Source organism: Enterococcus hailinensis, from assembly GCF_045862035.1.
Lineage (GTDB): Bacteria > Bacillota > Bacilli > Lactobacillales > Enterococcaceae > Enterococcus_A > Enterococcus_A hailinensis.
Window position 1 is genome coordinate 1 of the sequence record NZ_BAAFRV010000026.1, and the last position, 18,820, is coordinate 18,820.

An 18,820-nucleotide genomic window follows, 5' to 3' on the forward strand; every position below is an offset into this window, starting at 1 on the left:
TATTCAATCTGTCACATCTAAACGAAATAATATTCCTAGAAAATCACTGGATTATCGAACACCTTTGGAAGTATTTTTGAGTTACGTAAGTATTGATGATTTGTCTAACTTAATTTGACAATTAAGACAATTAAACAAAAATTAGTTTTTTTAAATAGTTATCTCTATTGGTGGTCTTTCTTACGTCGTTTGATTTATATTGCAGCACCGATCCTATTTACAGTTTTCAATATCATGGTAGTGAAAGCTAATTTTTGGCAATTGCTTATTTTTTGGTTACCTAGTTATTATTTTTTACATTTAGCTATGCAGGATTTATCTAGTGATATCCGTACCCAACGTTGGGGCGAAGTTCAAGAAACAATTATTGCGCCCTACTTAGTAATACCGGTGCTGTTGCAGGCACTAGGGATTAAAGAAAAGAAATTCAAAGTGACGGATAAAACATCGAATCAATCGCGTAAAGATCTTTTGTATATTATTCCTCATGCACTAATGTTAGTGCTAGCTGTCTATGGTTTAGTCAGTTTTAACTATGGGAAATTTGGTTCGGAGTTATTTTACAGCAGTATTATTAGTTTTTGGTTATTGACTCATATCTTTAATCTAACTTTTTCGGTTTTATTCTTTTTGGGAAGACCTATGCATCGTCAAACAGAGCGCTTTGCTTACCAAAATAATGTAACTATTACTTGTTTTAATCAAACGTTTGTTTTGAAAACTAAAGACATTTCAGAAAAAGGAATGTTAATTGTATCGGAACATCCTTTTTATTTTCCAGATAAAGATCTTAAAGTCGAGATCGAAAAAAATGGATACCAAGCTACACTTTCTGGGAGCGTAGCAAGAGTTTTTCACTATCAAGAAGAGTGGTTCTATGGGCTGATTTTACAACCGAATACGGAAGAAGATTATTTGAATTATTTGCAGGTTATCCATGATGGCTTCAACCAAAGTTTGCCGCAATTTCGTGACGTTTGGATCACTCCGTTGGAACGTTTTTTGATCAACCTTGAAAAACGTATATTTATTAGACGATTAAAGGAAGAAGAAGTAAAAAAAGCACCAGTTATAGCAATGAAAAAACGTGTAGCTATTAAAAATCATGAATTTATTTTTCATGAATTTGATTTTCAATATATAACGGCTCAAACGAATCGAACGCTTCGAATTGGTGAAAGCTTTACTTGGAAGTTTGGGGGGATCCACTTGCGATTAGAGGCAGAAAAAGTACTGACAGAAAATAAATATAAATTGAAGGTAACAAATTTGCACAAGATTGTTCATCATCCTGCTTTCATTAAAGAAATCAAGCAGTGGGTTAGAGAAAAGGAGGCAGACAATGTTTGTGATGATTTTGCGATTTAGTTTAGTACTAATATCAATTCATGGTCTATCTTTATTTTTCAAAAATCGATTAAAATTTGCTAGAGAATTAAGCTGGTTATCTGCTATTGCTTCTATCATTTTAATCTTACAAATTTTGGGCTATTTTAATTTATTAGAGTTTGGTACCTATAGTTTGTTCACTACAGGTATTTTATTTAGTGGATATGATGCAATAAAAAAAGTTAGACAGATGTCTTTTCATCTTAAACAGACAAATTGGATAATCCTTTGGCTTTTGTTGTACTTTATTTTGATTGCTTCTGCTTTGGTTATTACCAAGCTAGAACATTACGATAATTTTTCTCACTGGTCGTTGATTGCTAAATTTCTTTTTACAGAAGATCGCTTTCCAACCGCTGCGGATACGATTATTTCGTTCACCTCATATCCACTTGGAAGTTCACTTTTTTTATATTATGTAACTAAAATTGCTGGTTTTTCTGATCAAGTTCTTCTAATTGGACAACAAATATTTATCTTCTCAGCAATTTATGCGATATTTTCAATTTTAAGAGATAAGCAAAGATTATTGTTTCCAGCAATATTATTTTCTTATTTTGCGGTGATTAATTACTATAATATTGCGATTCGGATGAATAATTTATTAGTGGATTTCCTTTTACCTTTATTGGCTTTAGCCACGATAGCTGGGATTATCGCGATGAAAGATCGACCAAAGCAATCATTGATCTATCTGATAGTAATATTAGCAGTCTTAAATTTAGTAAAAAATAGCGGTCTATTTTTTTCGCTTATCGTTTTGTGTATCTATATTGGAACTCTCTTCGGGGGAACTGAACATTCAATTTTCAAAAAAGCAGGAATGGTTATTTCAGCAGTGATAGGAGCAACACTCCCAATCTTCATATGGATATTACACGTAAAACAGACATTTCCAGTATCGAAACATGAGGTATCTATTTCAACATATCAACAACTATTGGCCGATAAAACAACTTCTGAAGTAATAGCTATTTGGTCAAATTTCTCTACGACTGTGTTGAATCTTTCAACACAATCTACACAAGGAATCCTTCTAACGAATGTATTATTAATTGGAACCTGGTTGGTTATTCATTATCGGTTAAAACGTAAAACGAGTATTTTACGTTTTTGGTTGGGAATAAATGTGGTGATCATTGGTTACTATGCATCAATTCTAGCGATGTTTCTGTTTTCGATGCCGACGGATGAAGCCCTTTACTTAGCCGGCTTTGAACGGTACACTTCTAGTATTGTCATTTTTGCATTAGGATTAACTGTTTTCGTCTTGATTAATGAAATCGATAAAAATATGTATGAACAAAGACTCATTAAAAGAAACCATCAAGGATTTAAAAATTTAAAAACCAAAAAGAACTATCAATATACTACAGCGGTCTTACTGTTTGTTTCAACGTTGCTGATTTTTTCAGAAAGTAACGGCTTATTATTTAATGCTACACAGTTTGACCAATCTATTCCAAGCCAGTTCAAAAAAATGGAGTTAGAAAGAATTGAAAAAAATTCAGATTCTTTTTTAATAGTTTCTACAGATAAGGTAGCTGTAGAGAATTATTTAGTTAATTTTGTAGGAAAGTATTTTTTATTTAGTGAAAATATTGAGGGAAGAGAAAATTTTATGTTCGAGGATCAAGAATTTATTGAACTACTCAAACAATACGATCATGTTGTCGTATTAGAAGAACACTATACATTCAATAAATTGGTTGAAAAAAATTTTGATCGATCATTAGGAACGGGAATCCATTCAATCAACGAACTTGAAATTTAACAATCTATTTTGAATACGCAGAGGAAGACTTCGTTTAGTCATTTCCTTTGCGTATTTTTTTGTAAAGGAGGTTATGATGAAAGACTATTTAAAAAAATATCCATATTTATTACTCATTCTGGTCGCTTTATTTGGCGTCTGTTTCTTCATTTTTCAAAAAGAAGAAGAAACAATTAGTCAACCGACGCTTTTTTCAACCAGTCAATCAGTATTAGAAACAACTAGTGCCACTGTTAGTGAAGAATGGTATGTTGACGTTAAAGGAGCTGTAAATAAGACTGGCATGTATCGGATTAAAGAAGGCATGCGTTTGATGGATGCCATTGAGTTAGCTGGAGGATTTACTGCTGAGGCTGATCAAAATCAAATCAATTTTTCCAAGTTGTTAGCTGATCAAGAAATCGTCTATGTGCCTAAAGTAGGAGAAGAAATACCAACGATCAATGAAGAAACAAAGTCAGCACAAAATAAGACTGAGGATACGAATAAGAAAATTAATATCAATACAGCGGATGCAAGTGAATTACAGCAATTATCTGGAATCGGCGAAAAACGTGCAGCAGATATTATTAAATTTCGTGAAGGGAATGGCGGTTTCCAAGCGATCGAAGATTTAATGAAAGTATCGGGCATCGGGGAAAAGACACTTGAAAATTTGAAGGACTCGATTACAATATAGAAAAGATCTAAATGAGAGGATGAACACCTTGAAGACAGAAAGAATTCCATGGGACCAATATTTTATGGCGCAAGCCGTATTGTTATCATTAAGAAGTACCTGTACTCGCCTTGAGGTGGGGGCTACGATCGTTAGAGATAAGCGAATCATTGCGGGAGGATATAATGGGTCCGTAAGTGGCGATGTCCATTGTGTCGATGACGGTTGCTATGTAGTTGATGGTCATTGTTTACGAACGATCCATGCAGAGATGAATGCCTTATTACAATGTGCAAAATTAGGTATTGCTACAGATCAAGCTGAAATTTACGTCACACATTTTCCTTGCTTGGCGTGTACAAAAGCTTTGCTGCAAGCGGGTATCAAGAAAATCCATTATTTGAAAGATTATCATAATGATCCTTATGCGATTGAATTGATCAGCCAAGTAGGCGCCAGTGTTCACCAAGTTCATTTAGAAAGTAAATATTTTACGAAATTGCAATTAGGAGAAGATGCTGCCACATCACCTGAAAAATAAGCGAATTACGTAATTATTTAATTTTGCCGATTTTTTGCGCCATATTATCGGGCGCACTCATGTATCAATTCAATTATTGGCTATTGATTTTGTTGATAATCTTGTTGATACGAATTTGCTGTATGAAGAGACCGAAACTTCTTATTATGGTCTTTTTATGCAGCTTTTTTATTGGAATCAGATCCTATTTATATGTTAATGATTTTTCAGTAGACCAATTAGTGATAACAAATGGGCGAATAAACATTCAGGTAGATACTATTAAAATAGATGGGAATCTCTTGAAATTTTATGGTCAGATCGATGGAAAAATGTATTTGATTTACTACACGATGGCGTCCGAAAACGAAAAGCTGACTTGGTCGAGCCAAGCGCCTCCTGATTACGCTATAATCAGCGGAAAGACCGAAAATTTTTCGCCGGCTCGTAATTTAAATGGCTTCGATGAACAAAAATATTATCATAGCATCGGCATTTCTCAATCGTTACAAGCCGATTCATTGAGACCAGGGGACTCTAGAAAGTATAGTCTTAGACGCTTGCGACACCGATTGATTGATCGAATCGATCAACGTTATTCTGATCATTTAGCAAGTTATATCAAAGCCTTAGTAATTGGCTACAAAGATTTGCAATTCGATGAATATATGGATGGCTATAAAGCCAATGGTCTGCTCCATCTTTTTACACTTTCGGGATTGCATATCCAATTTTATCTAGGTGGATTACACGTACTTTTAAAACGGCTGAGGTTAGTTAGAGTATCGCGTTTGGGTATTCTCTGTTTAGTTAGTTTGTTCGTGATTCCTTTGACTGGAGGGAGTTATAGTACGATTCGGGCTGTTTTTAGTTTTTTGATTGCTTTTAGTTGTCTTACGTTTGACGTTGCTCTATCTAAGCTTGATCAATGGAGTATCATGTTGTTTTTATTAGTAAGTTGTTTCCCGCTAGCGTTATGGTCTGTGGGTGCTCAATTAAGCGTATTTTTTTCTATGATCCTTTTGTATATGACAGATTTAGAATTAAAACAATGGCAGCACTCGTTCATGTTTACTTTTTTAGCGCTTCCGATTTTAATATATAGCTTTAGTGAATGGTCGATTCTGGGTGGCGTGTTAATACTATTGCTGTTTCCTTTGTTTGAATGGGTGATCCTGCCTAGTTGCTTGCTGCTATTTGCGGGTTGTTTTTTACCGGGAATACATTATTTCAGTAATTTATTTGATGAAGGCTTACAACTGCTAGAATGGTTCCTAATCAAATTCTCTCTTCCGAATTTGACAATCGGGAAACCTAGTATCTTTATATTTTTATGTTTATCCATCCTTGTGCTCACTTTGCTAGATCGGATTAAGTACCAACGAACGTATTATTTTTTGATTTTAATAGCAGTTGGGTTGCTTTTTTCTATTTCCTATTCTTTCAGAGGGATCGTTGCTTTTGTTGATGTAGGGCAGGGAGACTGTTTATTCATTCGTCTACCATTCAAACAAGAAACATTCTTGATTGATACGGGTGGACGTTTGCGTTTTGAACAGGAGCTATGGAAACAGCGACAGTCCAAAGCACTCTCTGATTATAATATCCTACCGTTTTTACGATCTATTGGTTGTCAAAAAATCGATCATTTGATCGTGACGCATAATGATGAAGATCATATGGGAGAATTAGAAAATATTCTAGCTAATGTACGGGTCAAAAATCTATATCTAGGTACAGGTTCACAAATGGAATTAAGAGAACTATTAGAACCACTTAAAGGCACAGCCGTTCATTTAGTAAAACAAGGCGATCAAGTTGGTCAGAAATTGAAATTGAGCATCTTGTCACCGCAAAAAAGTACTGGTGAGAATAATGATTCGCTCGTTACCTATTTCGAAATTAATCAGCAACGTTTTTTAATTACGGGGGACCTTGAAATAGCGGGAGAAGAAAAATTGATCCAGGATTATCCCAACTTGAGAGTCGATTTCTTAAAAGTTGGGCACCATGGCAGTAATACCTCTACGAGTGAGCAATTTTTAGCAATGATGGATCCAAAATATGCGATCATCTCGGTTGGTCGGAATAATCGCTATGGTCATCCTACTCCAGAGACCTTAGAAAAATTAGCGAGGCAAAAAATCCACACTTTGCGAACAGATCAAAATGGCATGGTCTATTATCAATGGTCGCCGATAACAAAGCGTGGAAAACTCAAACTCCTGATAGATTTTCCACGATAATCGTGGTAGCATGGATAAGCAGCTGATTATCGTTAGGTGAAGAAGTGTCACTTAAAATTAGTCATAGTGAGACGTACAAGGAGTAAATATATGAATACACAAGAAGCCGTGCAACAAATTCGGCAAGCCCCGTTAGCACCCGTTTACTTGGTTACGGGAACGGAAGATTATTTAGTCCAAGAGATCCGTCAAGCATTTATGGATCGAATGAAAATAGATGATTTAGAAGAATTGAATTTTATGGCTTTTGATATGGATGAGACCAACTTAGGAGCAGTGATCGATGAAGCCGAAACATTGCCTTTTTTTGGAGATTATCGCTTGATTTTTGTCGAAAAGCCTAGTTTTTTAACCGGGGAAAAAAAGAGTAATAATCAAGAACAAGACATCGATAGTTTATTGGCTTATTTGAAACAGCCCGTCGAAACTTCGGTAGTTGTTTTTTGGGCGAATTATCCTAAATTAGATGCACGAAAGAAAGCAACGAAAGCATTAAAGAAAGCGACCGTCATTGATGCTGCACCGTTGCAAGAACGAGATTTGCGTAATTTTTTACAACGTTATATCAGTAATGAAAATGTAAAAATTTCACGTGAAGCTTTTGATTTATTTTTAAGATTGACTGACTTCGATTTATCAAAAGCAATGAATGAAATTGAAAAATTATTACTTTTAGCAGGTGAGGGCGGAACAATCACGCTGCAATTAGTTGAAGATTTGGTGCCAAAGACATTGGAACATAATATTTTTGAGTTGACGGAGCAAATCTTAAAAGGTGATGCAGGAAAAGCCTATCAGACCTACGAAGAGTTACATCTGCAAGGTGAAGAGACAATCAAATTGACAGCAATTTTGATTGGTCAGATCCGATTATTGTTACAAACGAAGATATTACAAAAAGTAGGTTATCAGCAAGCTAATATTGCTGAAACGTTGGGTGTCCATCCTTATCGAGTGAAATTAGCGATGCAGCAAGTAGCGAAATTTCCTTTGCAGCTACTGGTTACAATGTATGATGAATTAGTCGAAAATGATTATGAAGTCAAAACAGGACAAGCAGAAAAAGAGTTGAAATTCCAATTATTTATTTTAAAAACGACGGAGCAGATCAAGCAAAAAAGAGCCTGAGTTTAAATACAAACTATTTATAAAAAGAGACTATTACAGAAGGTTATGCTCCTTTTGTTTTAGTCTTTTTTTGTTAAAACTTTTTTGATAAAAAATTTTTCCTTTGTTCACCTATCCATATTTTTAAGGTATGATAAAACTATTCATTTGAGAAAGCGCTTAAAAATGGGTATATCAGTCACATTGGCTTATATATAGATAAATCTTATGGGGAGGATGAACAAAATGACAGTCGCAAAAATTATTTATGCTACAAATACTGGAAACACCGAAGGAATCTCAGAAATTTTAGAAGAGGCATTTGAAGCGTTAAATATCGATGTAGAGCGGATCGAAGCAGATGATGCTACAGCTGATAGTTATGAAGATGCAGATATTTGTGTTTTAGCAACGTATACAGATGGTGACGGAGAGAGACCTTTTGATTTAGAAGATTTTTATGAGGAATTGCCAGGTGAAGATCTAGCAGGAAAAATTTATGGTGTAGTTGGAACCGGTGATAGCGAATTATATCCAGATTATTTCTGTCAAGCAGCACTTGATTTTGATACTGCCTTTGCCCAAACAGGGGCAAAAAAAGCAGTTGAAGTCGTAAAAATTGAAAACGAAGCGGATGATGAAGATGAAGAAGTCTTGATTGCATTTGTTAAAACATTAGTTGCAGCTGTTGGCTAAAAAAAGAGGAGATAGATATGTTTAAAGTAATTAGACGATCGAAACTAGCTCCTAATGAAGTAGAAATGGTTATCGAAGCTCCTCACATTGCCGAAAAAGCTTTAGCTGGACAATTTGTGATTTTACGGATCGATGAATTCGGTGAGCGTATTCCTTTAACGATTGTAGAGACTGAACCAGAAAAAGGTTCGATCCGGCTGATTTTTCAAGTGGTTGGTAAATCAACTGCTCAATTAGCAACAATCAGAACTGGGGAATTTATAAAAGATTTGGTGGGACCTTTAGGAAAAGCAACAGAAATAAAAAATTTTGGACATGTTTTGTTGGTGGGTGGCGGTGTAGGGATCGCAGCACTATTTCCAATCATCAAAGCTATGAAAAAAGCTGGGAATCGTGTGACGACTGTTTTAGGCGCTAAAACCGCTGACTTGGTCATTTTGGCCAGAGAATGCCAAACTTATTCTGATGAATTGATCATTATGACAGATGATGGTTCGCTAGGAGAATCCGGTGTAGTTACTGCAGCCATGGAAAAAATCTTTCAACAACAAAGTATTGCAACAGCTTGGGCGATTGGTCCCAGCACCATGATGAAATTCTGCACATTGACGGCACAAAAATATGATGTTCCAATATATGTATCGTTGAATCCGATTATGATCGATGGTACTGGGATGTGTGGAGGTTGTCGAGTAACGATTGCTGATACGATCAAGTTTGCTTGTGTAGACGGACCAGAATTTTTAGGTGCTGAAGTCAATTGGGATGAATTTATCAACCGGATGAAACAGTATCAAGGAGAAGAGGTATCAACGTTCAAAAGTTATCAAAAGCAGGTGATGAACAATGGCTAAGCGTAGTTATACCAAAACTTTGATGAAAGAACAAGCACCAGAAATCCGCGCCCATAATTTCGCAGAAGTCACCCTAGGATACTCGTTGGAAGAAGGACAACAAGAAGCGTCGCGATGTTTACAATGTAAAAATGCACCTTGTATTACTAATTGTCCCGTGATGATCGATATTCCCAGTTTTATAAAGGCTATTGAAGAGAACGAAATGGAACAAGCTCAGAAAATTTTAAGTCGACATACGAATTTGCCTGCTATTTGTGGTCGTGTTTGTCCACAAGAAAAACAGTGTGAGATGGCCTGTCGATTAGGACGTTCAAAAAAATTTGAACCCGTAGCAATCGGAAAGTTAGAACGACTGGTCGCTGACTGGGCGTTAGAACAACCTTTTGAAGTCGCTGTAACTGCCATGGATAAAGGTCGAGTTGCTGTAATTGGATCAGGGCCGTCTGGGTTAACAACTGCCGGTGACTTAGCTAAGCTGGGCTATGAAGTAACAATTTATGAGGCATTACACGAACCAGGCGGTGTGCTGACATATGGTATTCCTGAGTTCCGTTTGCCAAAAAAAATTGTAAAAAAAGAAATCGAACGAATTGTAGCACAAGGTGTGAAAATAAAAACGAATGTCGTTATTGGGAAAACAATCACGATGGAGGAAATCATAGATAAATATGATGCTTGCTATCTCTCAGTCGGAGCAGGAGCACCAAGATTCCAAGGAGTCAGGGGCACAGCACTGAATGGTGTGTATTCAGCTAGTGAATATTTGACACGGGTCAATCTGATGCACGGGTATCAATTTCCAACGTACGATACACCGCTTCAAAAAGTGAAAAATGTCGTGGTGATTGGGGGAGGAAATGTGGCGATGGATGCGGCACGTTCAGCAAGACGTTTAGGTGCTGAAAATGTGTCAATTATTTGTCGGCGTTCCTTAGAAGAATTACCTGCTCGAGTAGAAGAATATCATCATTCGTTTGAAGAAGGGATCATTTACCATTGGTTATCTAATCCAATCGAATATTTAGGAGATGATCAAGGGAAGTTGAAGGCAGTCAAATGCATTTGTATGGAACTTGGTGAACCTGATGATTCGGGACGCCGTCGCCCAGTCAGTATTCCAAATAGTGAATTTATTATTGAAGCAGACACAGCAATCGAAGCAATTGGTCAAGATGCGAATAGGGTGTTATTAGATACCTTTCCTCAATTAGCGCTTAATCAATGGGGATATATCGCTGCGGACGAAGAAACATGTGCAACTTCGATTCCAGGTGTTTTCGCTGGTGGAGATATCGTTACTGGAGCGGCAACCGTAATTTTAGCAATGGGTGCTGGGAAAATAGCAGCTAATTAAATCGACCAGTACATCCAAATGAAAAAGGTAAAAAAGTGAATTTATTGGTTGCTAAGCGAAATTGAAGGTACAAAAAAACCGATCATACGATCGGTTTTTATTATTTAGCTAATTTTTTAGCAAGACGTGCTTTATCACGGTTTGCTTTGTTTTTGTGAATCAAACCTTTTGATTCAACCATATCGATTGCTCGAGATGCTTCTTTGTAAAGATCGTTTAAGTTATCTGATCCAGCAGCAGCAGCTTCTTCGAATTTTTTAACAGTAGTACGCATTGCGCTCATTTGTGATGAGTTTTTTGCGTTAGCAGCTTCGCTAGTGCGAACACGTTTGATTGCAGATTCAATGTTTGGCATGGGTTTCACCTCCGGATTTAGACTTATACGGTTATAGCCGTACAATTCAACATTACCCATTATACATAAAGCAGCATTTCAATGCAATAAAATCGTGACAAGTTTTTTTCCTTAACAGAAAATAAAATAGAAAAGGTACTTTTATTAAACCTATTTATCTACTTTAATGAATATTTTGATGAAGAGGACAATCTTGACAGTCCATCTCACGAGATTGGATAGGCTCTTTTAATGGAATCAACATTCTTAAACCATTTAAGATAACTAAAATCGTACTACCTTCATGACCGATAACACCTAATGGTAGCGTCAAAAACTGTAAAAAATTGCTGCTGATCAATAAAACGATAACTAATAAAGAAAATAAAATATTTTGTCGTACGATTCGTTTCATTTTTTTGGCCAAGCGATGACTGTAGACTAATTTTGTTAAATCGTTTTTCATCAGTACCATATCAGAAACTTCCATTGCAACATCTGTTCCTTCGCCCATCGCGATGCCGATATCTGCAGTAGCTAGAGCGGGGGCATCATTGATCCCATCACCGACCATCGCATTCACAGTGAATTTTTTTTGTTGCTGTTTAACTAATTCAGTCTTATCAGCAGGCAAGCACTCACCATGAAATTCTGTCAATCCTAATTGCTGAGAAACGAAACTGGCTGCACCAAGATTGTCACCGGTCAACATCGTTGTCTGAATATGCTGCTCGGAGAAATAATCAATTACTTCTTTTGTATAAGGTTTTGGTAGATCCATCAAAGCCAGCAATGCGACGAGCTTATCGTCACAAGTCAAGCTGATGGCTGTTTTGCCTTCTTCATGCCACTTGCTGACTAATGGATGACTCATTGAAGCCCTTGGTTTACCTAGCTTCCAAATCTGATCCTCATAAACTGCTTCTAAGCCCGCACCGGCAATTTCATTGATTTCCACAGGAATACTTTCTTCACGATTAAAAAATTGTGTAATCGCTTTGGCGATCGGATGATTTGATTGACGCTCCATTGAAAATAATAGTTGTGGAATCAACGAATCGTCTGAAAAAGTTTGATAATCAGTTACATGTGGTTTTCCTTGGGTTAATGTTCCTGTTTTATCAAAGGAGACGGCCCGCAAATCTGCTAATTTTTCTAAAGTTTTGCCAGATTTGAAAAGAATCCCTTTTTTGGCACCATTGGAGATTGCTGCGAGTGTAGCAGGCGTAGCAGAGGCGACGAGAGCACATGGTGACGCAACAACTAATAAAACCATTCCGCGATAGAAACTTTCTGTAAAAGGCCAGCCCAAAATCAAATGAGTGAATAAAATCATCAAAGGCACAGCGATCAAAACAATTTTAACGTAAACATTTTCGATTCGCTCAATAAATGTAGCCGTGGCACTTTGCTCACTTTGTGCATTTTCTACTAAGCGTAATATTTGGGCGAATAAAGTGTCCTCGCTCGTTTTAGTCACTTTTAACGTAAAAGCTTGACCAAGATTAATCGTTCCGCCAAAGGCTTCATCGCCAATATTTTTTTCAACTGGAATCGATTCGCCAGTTATTGCTGCTTCATCAATCGAAGATCTTGATTGCATCAATCCATCGATTGGAATGGCGGCTCCTTTAGCTACGAATACGTTATCTCCGATAGTTAATTCTTTAACTGGAACAACGATATGTTGCTCACCTACAATTTTTACCGCTTCATTAGGTGCGGCATTTAACAAAGCAGTGATCTCTTTAGTGCTTTTATTCGTTGCATATTCCTCAAGAGCACCGCTCAAACAAAAAATAAAGGTCAGCATTGCACCTTCAAACCAGTTACCAATTAGACAGGCACCGATAGCAGCTAAAGCCATCAATAGATCCACATTCAATGTTTTATCGTGGATCAATTCGTTGATTCCTTCGTAGGTTTGCTTCCAACCGCCGCTAATAATGGCAGCGATAAAAAAAAGTGGGTAGATTGGTTGGTTCAAAAGCATCGATAACTTACCAATAATTAATAATCCGAGACAGAATAGGGTAGAGAGAAAAGCCATACGTTCTTCTTTGCTCATAACTATTCCTCCTTTCGATTTTTATCCTATCACGAATAAGCATTCAATTGATAATGAAAAATACTAAATGAGAACGAAAGTAATTATCAATTAGTGATGATAACGATTATCATTAACAACGAGAGCTTTTAAATGGAATTGAGGGAAATATAAAAATTTTGAGAGTTCAATTTTAAATTATAATAATTATAAATAAAATAAAAAAGACCTGCATAAATGCAGATCTTACATAGCGATTAACCAATAGGCGATTAAAATAATACCTAAAATAATTCGATACCATCCAAAGACAGTAAAGTCGTTGCGCTTGATATAGTCTAATAAGAATTTGATTGCGACGATCGACACGACAAAGGCAGTGATCATACCCACTAATAGAACGATCGTTTCTGATAAGCCAAAAGTATTTCCATTCATTAAAAATTTAACGATCTTTAAGCCGCTCGCACCGAACATCACGGGAATTCCTAAGAAGAAAGAAAATTCAGTAGCGACATAACGCGAACATCCGATGATGATTGCACCAAGAATCGTTGCGCCAGAACGAGAAGTACCAGGAATCAACGAAAGTAATTGGAAAGCACCAACAAGCAAAGCAGCTTTATAAGTAAAATCATTTAATGTAGTAATTTTAGCCGGTTTATTTTTATGTTGCCGCTCAACGACAATAAAGGCGACCCCATAAACGATCAACATAATCGCTACAGGTAAAAATTTATGGAAATGTGCTTCCAAAAAATCATCAGAAGGAATTCCGATAATCGCTGCTGGAAGGCAAGCAATGATGACTTTAAACCACAATGTCCAGGTATCACGTTTTTCTCGATTATTTTTGCTGTAAGAAAAAGGATTTAGTTTATTGAAATACAAAACGACTACGGCTAAGATAGCACCTAGTTGAATCACGACATTGAACATTTCAGTAAAGGCAGAGCTCATGTTCATTTTGATAAATTCGTCTGCTAAGATCAAATGACCCGTAGATGAAATCGGTAACCATTCCGTGATTCCTTCAATGATTCCGAGAATGATTGCTTTAAAGATATTGGCAATAAGCATAGTATACGTCCTTTCAAATTAGTAACAACAATCAGTATACCGTTTTGCTAAAAAAAAAACCATTGGAAAATCGCTAAGCTTTATATAAGAAAAAACCTGCCAACACTAAGCGGGCAGGTTTTTTTATAGCTATTATTCTTTTGTTTGGTCTAAAATAGTTTTTCCGCGTTCCATATAACTGATATCGTTGATTGCGCGAATGGAGAATTCACCATTTTCATACTTGATGCGGTTGATACTTCCATTTAAAAGGTTGGCCCGAACCGGTTGTTTTGAATCAATCAAACTTAGTAAGAACGCAATCGTTAATCCATGAGAAACGATCAGAACATTTCCGCCACCATTTTTTTCACGGTGTTGAGCGATATCTTCAAAACCATTCCAAACGCGGTCACGTAATTGCGCATATGGTTCTGCCCAATTCGCTGTATCAGCGACTTCGATTGCATTCGCAATTTCTTCAAATGTAACATCTGTAGCGAAAAGATCGTCTTCTGTTTGGAAGTTCAACACACGCGGTAATACGCCCCACATTTCTGCATCGTAGCCGCCCTCAAGAGAGCCAAAGCACCATTCACGAATACGTGGATCGACATGATAAGGAATATCTTTGCCATCAGGATGTTCGCCTAGTAAGATACGCATCGTTTCAATTGCACGACCGGAATCACTAGAATATGCTTCTTCAAATTTTGTATCTTGTAGACCAAGTCCAACGTTTTTGATGCCAGCACGGCCGCTTTGAGTTAGTGGTGTATCACACCAACCTTGAACACGAGCTAACGTATTGAACATTGTTTTACCATGTCGCACAATATAAAGATTTGTTTCTGTCATATTTATAACCTCCAAAAAGTTGATTAGTTAAAGAACGGATTTGTATCGATTTCTTGACCAATCGTGGTCGCTTCTCCGTGTCCAGGATATGCTGGCAATTCACGAGGAAGGGTAAAGAGATAGGTTTTGATACTGTATAACAATTGTTGAAGGTCGCCAGTATATAGATCTGTTCGACCGATGCTGCCTTTAAATAAAGCATCACCTACGACGGCAAAGTCATCGAAAATGAAGCTGACGCTTCCAATAGAATGACCTGGAGTAGGAACGACTTGGAAAGGCATACCGCCAATCGTATACTCCTTTAGTTCGAATTCATATTCTGCCGGCTGTACGACCAAATTTGGTAGATCATCGTGTCTGCCAAGGCCAGATAAATTCAAAATGGGATCACTCAGCCACGCTTGTTCAAGCGGACTTACATATACTGGAATCGAATATTGGTGACGTAATTGTTCTACCGCACCGATATGATCATAATGTGTATGAGTCAAAAGAATCGCTTGGGGTGTTTTACCAATTCGTTTGATTTCTTGAATCAAACGATCCCCTTCAGATCCAGGATCAACAATCAATAAATTTTGTTCGTTGTAAATCAAATAGCAGTTTTCTTGGACACTGCCCGTTACAAAACCTTCAATATGAATCATTAGTTTCCTCCTATTGCAACTGTTAATCATCTAGGTCAGTTCATTCATCAACTATTGTAGTGCAAAATAGCAATGATTTCTCTTCTATTATACCTTAAAAGATAAAAAGATAAACGATTCCAATTCACTTGTTGAACTTTCATGTAAAAAGTGCCGTTAGTTAGGATAAGGAGGAGTGAAAATGAATGATTGGATTAAAATGATCGAGCAAGAGCCGCGATTATTGTTTGTGTTATCTTTGATTTGTTTGGCGATGTTGCTGGATTTAGTAACAGGATTGATTGCTGCTAAACTTTCAAAGCAACTCTCATCAAAAATCGGAATCAATGGATTATTACGTAAAATTGCTAGTATTTTATTGTTATTGTTCTTTCTACCAGTTGCTAGCTTGATCCCTTTGCAAATCGGCAGTGCACTTTTGTATGCTTTTTACTTATCGTTTTTAATGATGGAGCTACATTCGATTCTTGAAAATTACGAAAAAATGGGAATTAAGACGCTGCTATTCCAAAAATTTTTAGCACATTTTATAGATAAAGAGGAAGAAGACTAAAACTTGACGATAGCGCAAAAATCTTCTATGGTTGAACAGCTGAAGAAATTACTTTTAGCAAAAATCAATTTATAAGAAGGTGAAGCGGTGGCTGTCAAAAAAATTGCGATTCGTGAACTCGTGGAATTCATTCTACGCAGTGGGAGTATTGATGAAGGAAAAAACAGTAACCATACACCGCAAGAAGGCGCACGGATTCATCGTAAACTACAAAAAGAAGCTGGAAAAGGCTATCAAAAAGAAGTTTGGTTGAAAAAGCCAGTTGAAATCGCGAATATAGCAGTTCAAGTTGAAGGGCGTGCTGACGGAGTCTATATTGAAGATGAACAAGTATTTATCGATGAGATCAAGACTTCTGAAACACCTTTTGAAGAATTAGAAGAAGGCATCATCAACTTATATTTTTATCAAGCGATGGTGTATGCCTATATATATAGTGAACAGGAAGAACTTGCTCAAATCGGAACACGTTTAACTTATTATCAAACGCTCGAAGAAAAAATTACGCGTCAAACTCGACTGTTCACGTTTGAAGAACTAAAAAGTTTTTTTGAAGACTTAATTGAGAAGTATGAAAACTGGTTAGTCTTTCAAATGGAGTGGCGTGAAACGCGGAATGAATCTTTAAAAATGTTAGCTTTTCCTTTTGATTCGTATCGTGAAGGACAACGTGAACTAGCTGCAGCAGTCTATAAGACTATTCATGCTCAACAAAAACTATATGTTGAGGCGCCAACGGGAACAGGAAAAACGATGTCAACACTTTTCCCGACATTCAAAGCGATGGGTGAGGGATTGGGTGAACGAATTTTTTATTTGACTGCTAAGACGATCACACGTCAAGTGGCGGAGGAAACCGTTGCAAAAATCACACAAAAATCAGCACGAGTAAAGAGTGTGACGTTGACTGCTAAAGACAAAATATGTTTTTTGACAGAGCGAAATTGTACCCCGGAACATTGTCCCTTTGCTAACGGTTATTACGATCGAGTCAATGATGGCTTATGGGATATGCTAAATAGTGAAGATCAATATACGCGTCCAGTCATTGAAAAGTATGCGCGCAAACATGAATTGTGTCCTTTTGAATTATCATTAGATATTAGTCGCTTTAGCGATCTTGTTGTGGGGGATTATAATTATTTGTTCGATCCGACTGTTTATCTTCGCCGTTTTTTTGAGGAAGAAAACAAGACAAATTTAGTTTTGGTGGATGAAGCGCACAATTTAGTTAATCGTTCTAAAGAAATGTATTCTGCAAGTATTTCACGAAAGAATCTTGATCATATCAGCAATGAGTTGGATAAATCTTTTAAAAAACTTAGAAAAGCTTTTATAAAAGTCGATAATGAATTTGAATTAATCTATCAATCGTTGGACGGCAAGGCATATCATCACCAAACGGCTGCTCCAGAAAGTTTGATCAATCATTTATTCAAATTGCAAGAATTGATCAAAGAGTGGTTAGCTGAAAATCCTGATCATCCAGTCCAACAAAAAATGTTGCCGGTCTATTTTGAGATTATTCGTTTTACTAGAATGAGCGAATTATATGATGATCATTATCAAACAACGGTTGATTTTAAGAATTATGATTTGATTGTTAAAGAGTACTGTATCGATCCTTCATGGTTTTTAGAACAGACGATGGATAAAGTCGGCAGCAGTATTTTATTCTCAGCTAGTTTTTCACCTTTAGATTATTATCAAGAGGTTTTGGGTGGCGGCGATGAGAGTTTAACCTATCGATTGCCTAGCCCTTTTCCAAATGATAATCGTTTAGTAATGGTGGATGCGGGTGTTCAAACAACATATCAAAATCGGACACAAAGTATTCCAAAAATTGCTGCTTCAATTGAAAAATTAGCTAGTACGAAAACTGGAAATTATATGGTTTTCTTTCCTTCTTTCCAATATTTAGATCAAGTAGCCGATTATTTTCATGATGTTTATCCAGAATATGCGATCCAAATACAAGGATCTAAATTAAATGAACAAGAGCGAGAAGCTTTTTTAGCTGCTTTTGTGGATCAGCCCGAAAAAACATTGATTGGTTTTTGTGTTTTGGGTGGGATATTTTCTGAAGGAATCGATTTAGTCGGGGAGCGCTTGATTGGAACGGTCGTTGTTGGTGTCGGCTTGCCACAAGTAAATCATGAACAAGAATTGATCAAAGAGTATTATGATGAAAAAAGAGGACAGGGGTTCAGTTATGCGTATCAATTACCAGGAATGAATAAAGTGATTCAAGCTGCGGGACGCGTCATTCGCACGATGTCTGATCAAGGAATCATCTTACTTCTTGATCAGCGTTATACGAATCCACATTATCAAAAATTATTGCCAGTCAATTGGGCAGATCGAAAAGTAATTTATGGACCTGCGGCAGTTGAACGAACAGCTAAGCGTTTTTGGGATTCTAAAAAATAAAAGAAGCTGAAACAAAAGAAGGAACTGACACTATAATTAGATACAATTAAAAAAGAGCACCTCAAATTTAGTAAAATAAATTTGGAGGTGTTTTTCTAATGGCAAAACATAATTATTATCCGGAGAAATTAAAAATTCAAATCGTTGAGAGATTATTAGCAGGAGAATCAGGTTCCTCCCTTCGGGAAGAATTTAATATCCCAAGTAGAGGAACAATATATAGGTGGAAACAGTGGTACATGAAAGGAGAAATTCACCGTTTAAAAACTTCTTCAGGTCGTCCTTTAG

General features: G+C 36.6%; 17 protein-coding genes and 1 pseudogene. 13 read left to right on the plus strand and 5 right to left on the minus strand.

What is annotated here, in order from left to right; genetic code table 11:
* The 10 genes and pseudogenes from ACKTSC_RS12470 to gltA all read left to right on the plus strand — a co-directional run.
* A pseudogene (locus ACKTSC_RS12470) lies at positions 1 to 118 on the plus strand (IS30 family transposase); the annotation flags it as partial.
* Positions 115 to 1,368 carry a PilZ domain-containing protein gene (locus ACKTSC_RS12475; RefSeq protein ID WP_407857773.1) on the plus strand — a complete coding sequence of 418 codons (1,254 nt, stop codon included), beginning with the start codon at positions 115 to 117 and terminating at the stop codon, positions 1,366 to 1,368. The pseudogene ACKTSC_RS12470 and the gene ACKTSC_RS12475, both read left to right, overlap by 4 nt.
* Positions 1,343 to 3,163, plus strand: a complete 1,821-nt coding sequence (locus ACKTSC_RS12480) for a lantibiotic ABC transporter permease (protein ID WP_407857774.1) — start codon at positions 1,343 to 1,345, stop codon at positions 3,161 to 3,163. Before ACKTSC_RS12475 ends, ACKTSC_RS12480 begins: the two co-directional genes overlap by 26 nt.
* 76 nt (positions 3,164 to 3,239) lie before the next feature.
* Positions 3,240 to 3,842 carry a helix-hairpin-helix domain-containing protein gene (locus ACKTSC_RS12485; protein ID WP_407857775.1) on the plus strand — a complete coding sequence of 201 codons (603 nt, stop codon included), beginning with the start codon at positions 3,240 to 3,242 and terminating at the stop codon, positions 3,840 to 3,842.
* A 28-nt stretch (positions 3,843 to 3,870) separates the two neighbouring features.
* A complete protein-coding gene (locus tag ACKTSC_RS12490; RefSeq protein ID WP_143139480.1) occupies positions 3,871 to 4,362 on the plus strand; it encodes a ComE operon protein 2 in 492 nt (163 codons plus the stop codon).
* Between the two features lie 122 nt (positions 4,363 to 4,484).
* The gene (locus ACKTSC_RS12495) at positions 4,485 to 6,587 is read left to right on the plus strand and encodes a DNA internalization-related competence protein ComEC/Rec2 (protein WP_407857776.1); all 2,103 of its coding nucleotides are present in this window, start codon (positions 4,485 to 4,487) and stop codon (positions 6,585 to 6,587) included.
* Positions 6,588 to 6,677: 90 nt separating this feature from the next.
* Positions 6,678 to 7,715 carry a DNA polymerase III subunit delta gene (gene holA / locus ACKTSC_RS12500; protein ID WP_407857777.1) on the plus strand — a complete coding sequence of 346 codons (1,038 nt, stop codon included), beginning with the start codon at positions 6,678 to 6,680 and terminating at the stop codon, positions 7,713 to 7,715.
* A gap of 225 nt (positions 7,716 to 7,940) precedes the next feature.
* Positions 7,941 to 8,390, plus strand: coding sequence for a flavodoxin (locus tag ACKTSC_RS12505; RefSeq protein WP_407857778.1), 450 nt, complete (start codon positions 7,941 to 7,943; stop codon positions 8,388 to 8,390).
* 17 nt (positions 8,391 to 8,407) lie between these two features.
* Complete coding sequence (locus ACKTSC_RS12510; protein WP_332581364.1) at positions 8,408 to 9,244, plus strand: sulfide/dihydroorotate dehydrogenase-like FAD/NAD-binding protein; 837 nt, start codon at positions 8,408 to 8,410, stop codon at positions 9,242 to 9,244.
* On the plus strand, positions 9,237 to 10,601 hold the full coding sequence (gltA, locus tag ACKTSC_RS12515) for an NADPH-dependent glutamate synthase (RefSeq protein ID WP_407857779.1): 1,365 nt from the start codon (positions 9,237 to 9,239) through the stop codon (positions 10,599 to 10,601). The genes ACKTSC_RS12510 and gltA overlap by 8 nt, the downstream gene beginning before the upstream one ends.
* A gap of 100 nt (positions 10,602 to 10,701) precedes the next feature.
* Here the strand turns inward: gltA and rpsT are convergent, their stop codons facing one another.
* From rpsT to ACKTSC_RS12540, 5 genes are all read right to left on the minus strand, one after another.
* Positions 10,702 to 10,956 (minus strand): 30S ribosomal protein S20, encoded by a 255-nt coding sequence (rpsT, locus tag ACKTSC_RS12520; protein WP_071856857.1) that lies wholly within the window; start codon positions 10,954 to 10,956, stop codon positions 10,702 to 10,704.
* 163 nt (positions 10,957 to 11,119) lie between these two features.
* Positions 11,120 to 13,003 carry a heavy metal translocating P-type ATPase gene (locus ACKTSC_RS12525; protein WP_407857780.1) on the minus strand — a complete coding sequence of 628 codons (1,884 nt, stop codon included), beginning with the start codon at positions 13,001 to 13,003 and terminating at the stop codon, positions 11,120 to 11,122.
* A 225-nt stretch (positions 13,004 to 13,228) separates the two neighbouring features.
* Positions 13,229 to 14,062: an undecaprenyl-diphosphate phosphatase gene (locus tag ACKTSC_RS12530; RefSeq protein WP_407857781.1), complete on the minus strand. Its 834-nt coding sequence runs from the start codon at positions 14,060 to 14,062 to the stop codon at positions 13,229 to 13,231.
* Positions 14,063 to 14,194: 132 nt separating this feature from the next.
* The gene (locus tag ACKTSC_RS12535; RefSeq protein ID WP_407857782.1) at positions 14,195 to 14,899 is read right to left on the minus strand and encodes a histidine phosphatase family protein; all 705 of its coding nucleotides are present in this window, start codon (positions 14,897 to 14,899) and stop codon (positions 14,195 to 14,197) included.
* 23 nt (positions 14,900 to 14,922) lie between these two features.
* On the minus strand, positions 14,923 to 15,549 hold the full coding sequence (locus ACKTSC_RS12540; RefSeq protein ID WP_407855731.1) for an MBL fold metallo-hydrolase: 627 nt from the start codon (positions 15,547 to 15,549) through the stop codon (positions 14,923 to 14,925).
* A 181-nt stretch (positions 15,550 to 15,730) separates the two neighbouring features.
* On the opposite strand from ACKTSC_RS12540, the gene ACKTSC_RS12545 reads away from it, so the two are divergent.
* From ACKTSC_RS12545 to ACKTSC_RS12555, 3 genes are all read left to right on the plus strand, one after another.
* The gene (locus ACKTSC_RS12545) at positions 15,731 to 16,102 is read left to right on the plus strand and encodes a phage holin family protein (protein WP_332581370.1); all 372 of its coding nucleotides are present in this window, start codon (positions 15,731 to 15,733) and stop codon (positions 16,100 to 16,102) included.
* Between the two features lie 87 nt (positions 16,103 to 16,189).
* Positions 16,190 to 18,532 carry a helicase C-terminal domain-containing protein gene (locus ACKTSC_RS12550; RefSeq protein WP_332581371.1) on the plus strand — a complete coding sequence of 781 codons (2,343 nt, stop codon included), beginning with the start codon at positions 16,190 to 16,192 and terminating at the stop codon, positions 18,530 to 18,532.
* Between the two features lie 98 nt (positions 18,533 to 18,630).
* A partial coding sequence (locus ACKTSC_RS12555; RefSeq protein ID WP_407857206.1) for a helix-turn-helix domain-containing protein occupies positions 18,631 to 18,820 on the plus strand: 190 nt, incomplete at its 3' end.

What these genes read in the sequence shown, in the direction of transcription:
- ACKTSC_RS12480 (WP_407857774.1), top strand. Translation starts at nt 1,343, where the DNA reads ATGTTTGTGATGATTTTGCGATTTAGTTTAGTACTAATATCAATTCAT.
- ACKTSC_RS12485 (WP_407857775.1), top strand. Translation starts at nt 3,240, where the DNA reads ATGAAAGACTATTTAAAAAAATATCCATATTTATTACTCATTCTGGTC.
- ACKTSC_RS12495 (WP_407857776.1), top strand. Translation starts at nt 4,485, where the DNA reads ATGAAGAGACCGAAACTTCTTATTATGGTCTTTTTATGCAGCTTTTTT.
- holA (WP_407857777.1), top strand. Translation starts at nt 6,678, where the DNA reads ATGAATACACAAGAAGCCGTGCAACAAATTCGGCAAGCCCCGTTAGCA.
- ACKTSC_RS12505 (WP_407857778.1), top strand. Translation starts at nt 7,941, where the DNA reads ATGACAGTCGCAAAAATTATTTATGCTACAAATACTGGAAACACCGAA.
- ACKTSC_RS12510 (WP_332581364.1), top strand. Translation starts at nt 8,408, where the DNA reads ATGTTTAAAGTAATTAGACGATCGAAACTAGCTCCTAATGAAGTAGAA.
- gltA (WP_407857779.1), top strand. Translation starts at nt 9,237, where the DNA reads ATGGCTAAGCGTAGTTATACCAAAACTTTGATGAAAGAACAAGCACCA.
- rpsT (WP_071856857.1), bottom strand. Translation starts at nt 10,956, where the DNA reads ATGCCAAACATTGAATCTGCAATCAAACGTGTTCGCACTAGCGAAGCT.
- ACKTSC_RS12525 (WP_407857780.1), bottom strand. Translation starts at nt 13,003, where the DNA reads ATGAGCAAAGAAGAACGTATGGCTTTTCTCTCTACCCTATTCTGTCTC.
- ACKTSC_RS12530 (WP_407857781.1), bottom strand. Translation starts at nt 14,062, where the DNA reads ATGCTTATTGCCAATATCTTTAAAGCAATCATTCTCGGAATCATTGAA.
- ACKTSC_RS12535 (WP_407857782.1), bottom strand. Translation starts at nt 14,899, where the DNA reads ATGACAGAAACAAATCTTTATATTGTGCGACATGGTAAAACAATGTTC.
- ACKTSC_RS12540 (WP_407855731.1), bottom strand. Translation starts at nt 15,549, where the DNA reads ATGATTCATATTGAAGGTTTTGTAACGGGCAGTGTCCAAGAAAACTGC.
- ACKTSC_RS12545 (WP_332581370.1), top strand. Translation starts at nt 15,731, where the DNA reads ATGAATGATTGGATTAAAATGATCGAGCAAGAGCCGCGATTATTGTTT.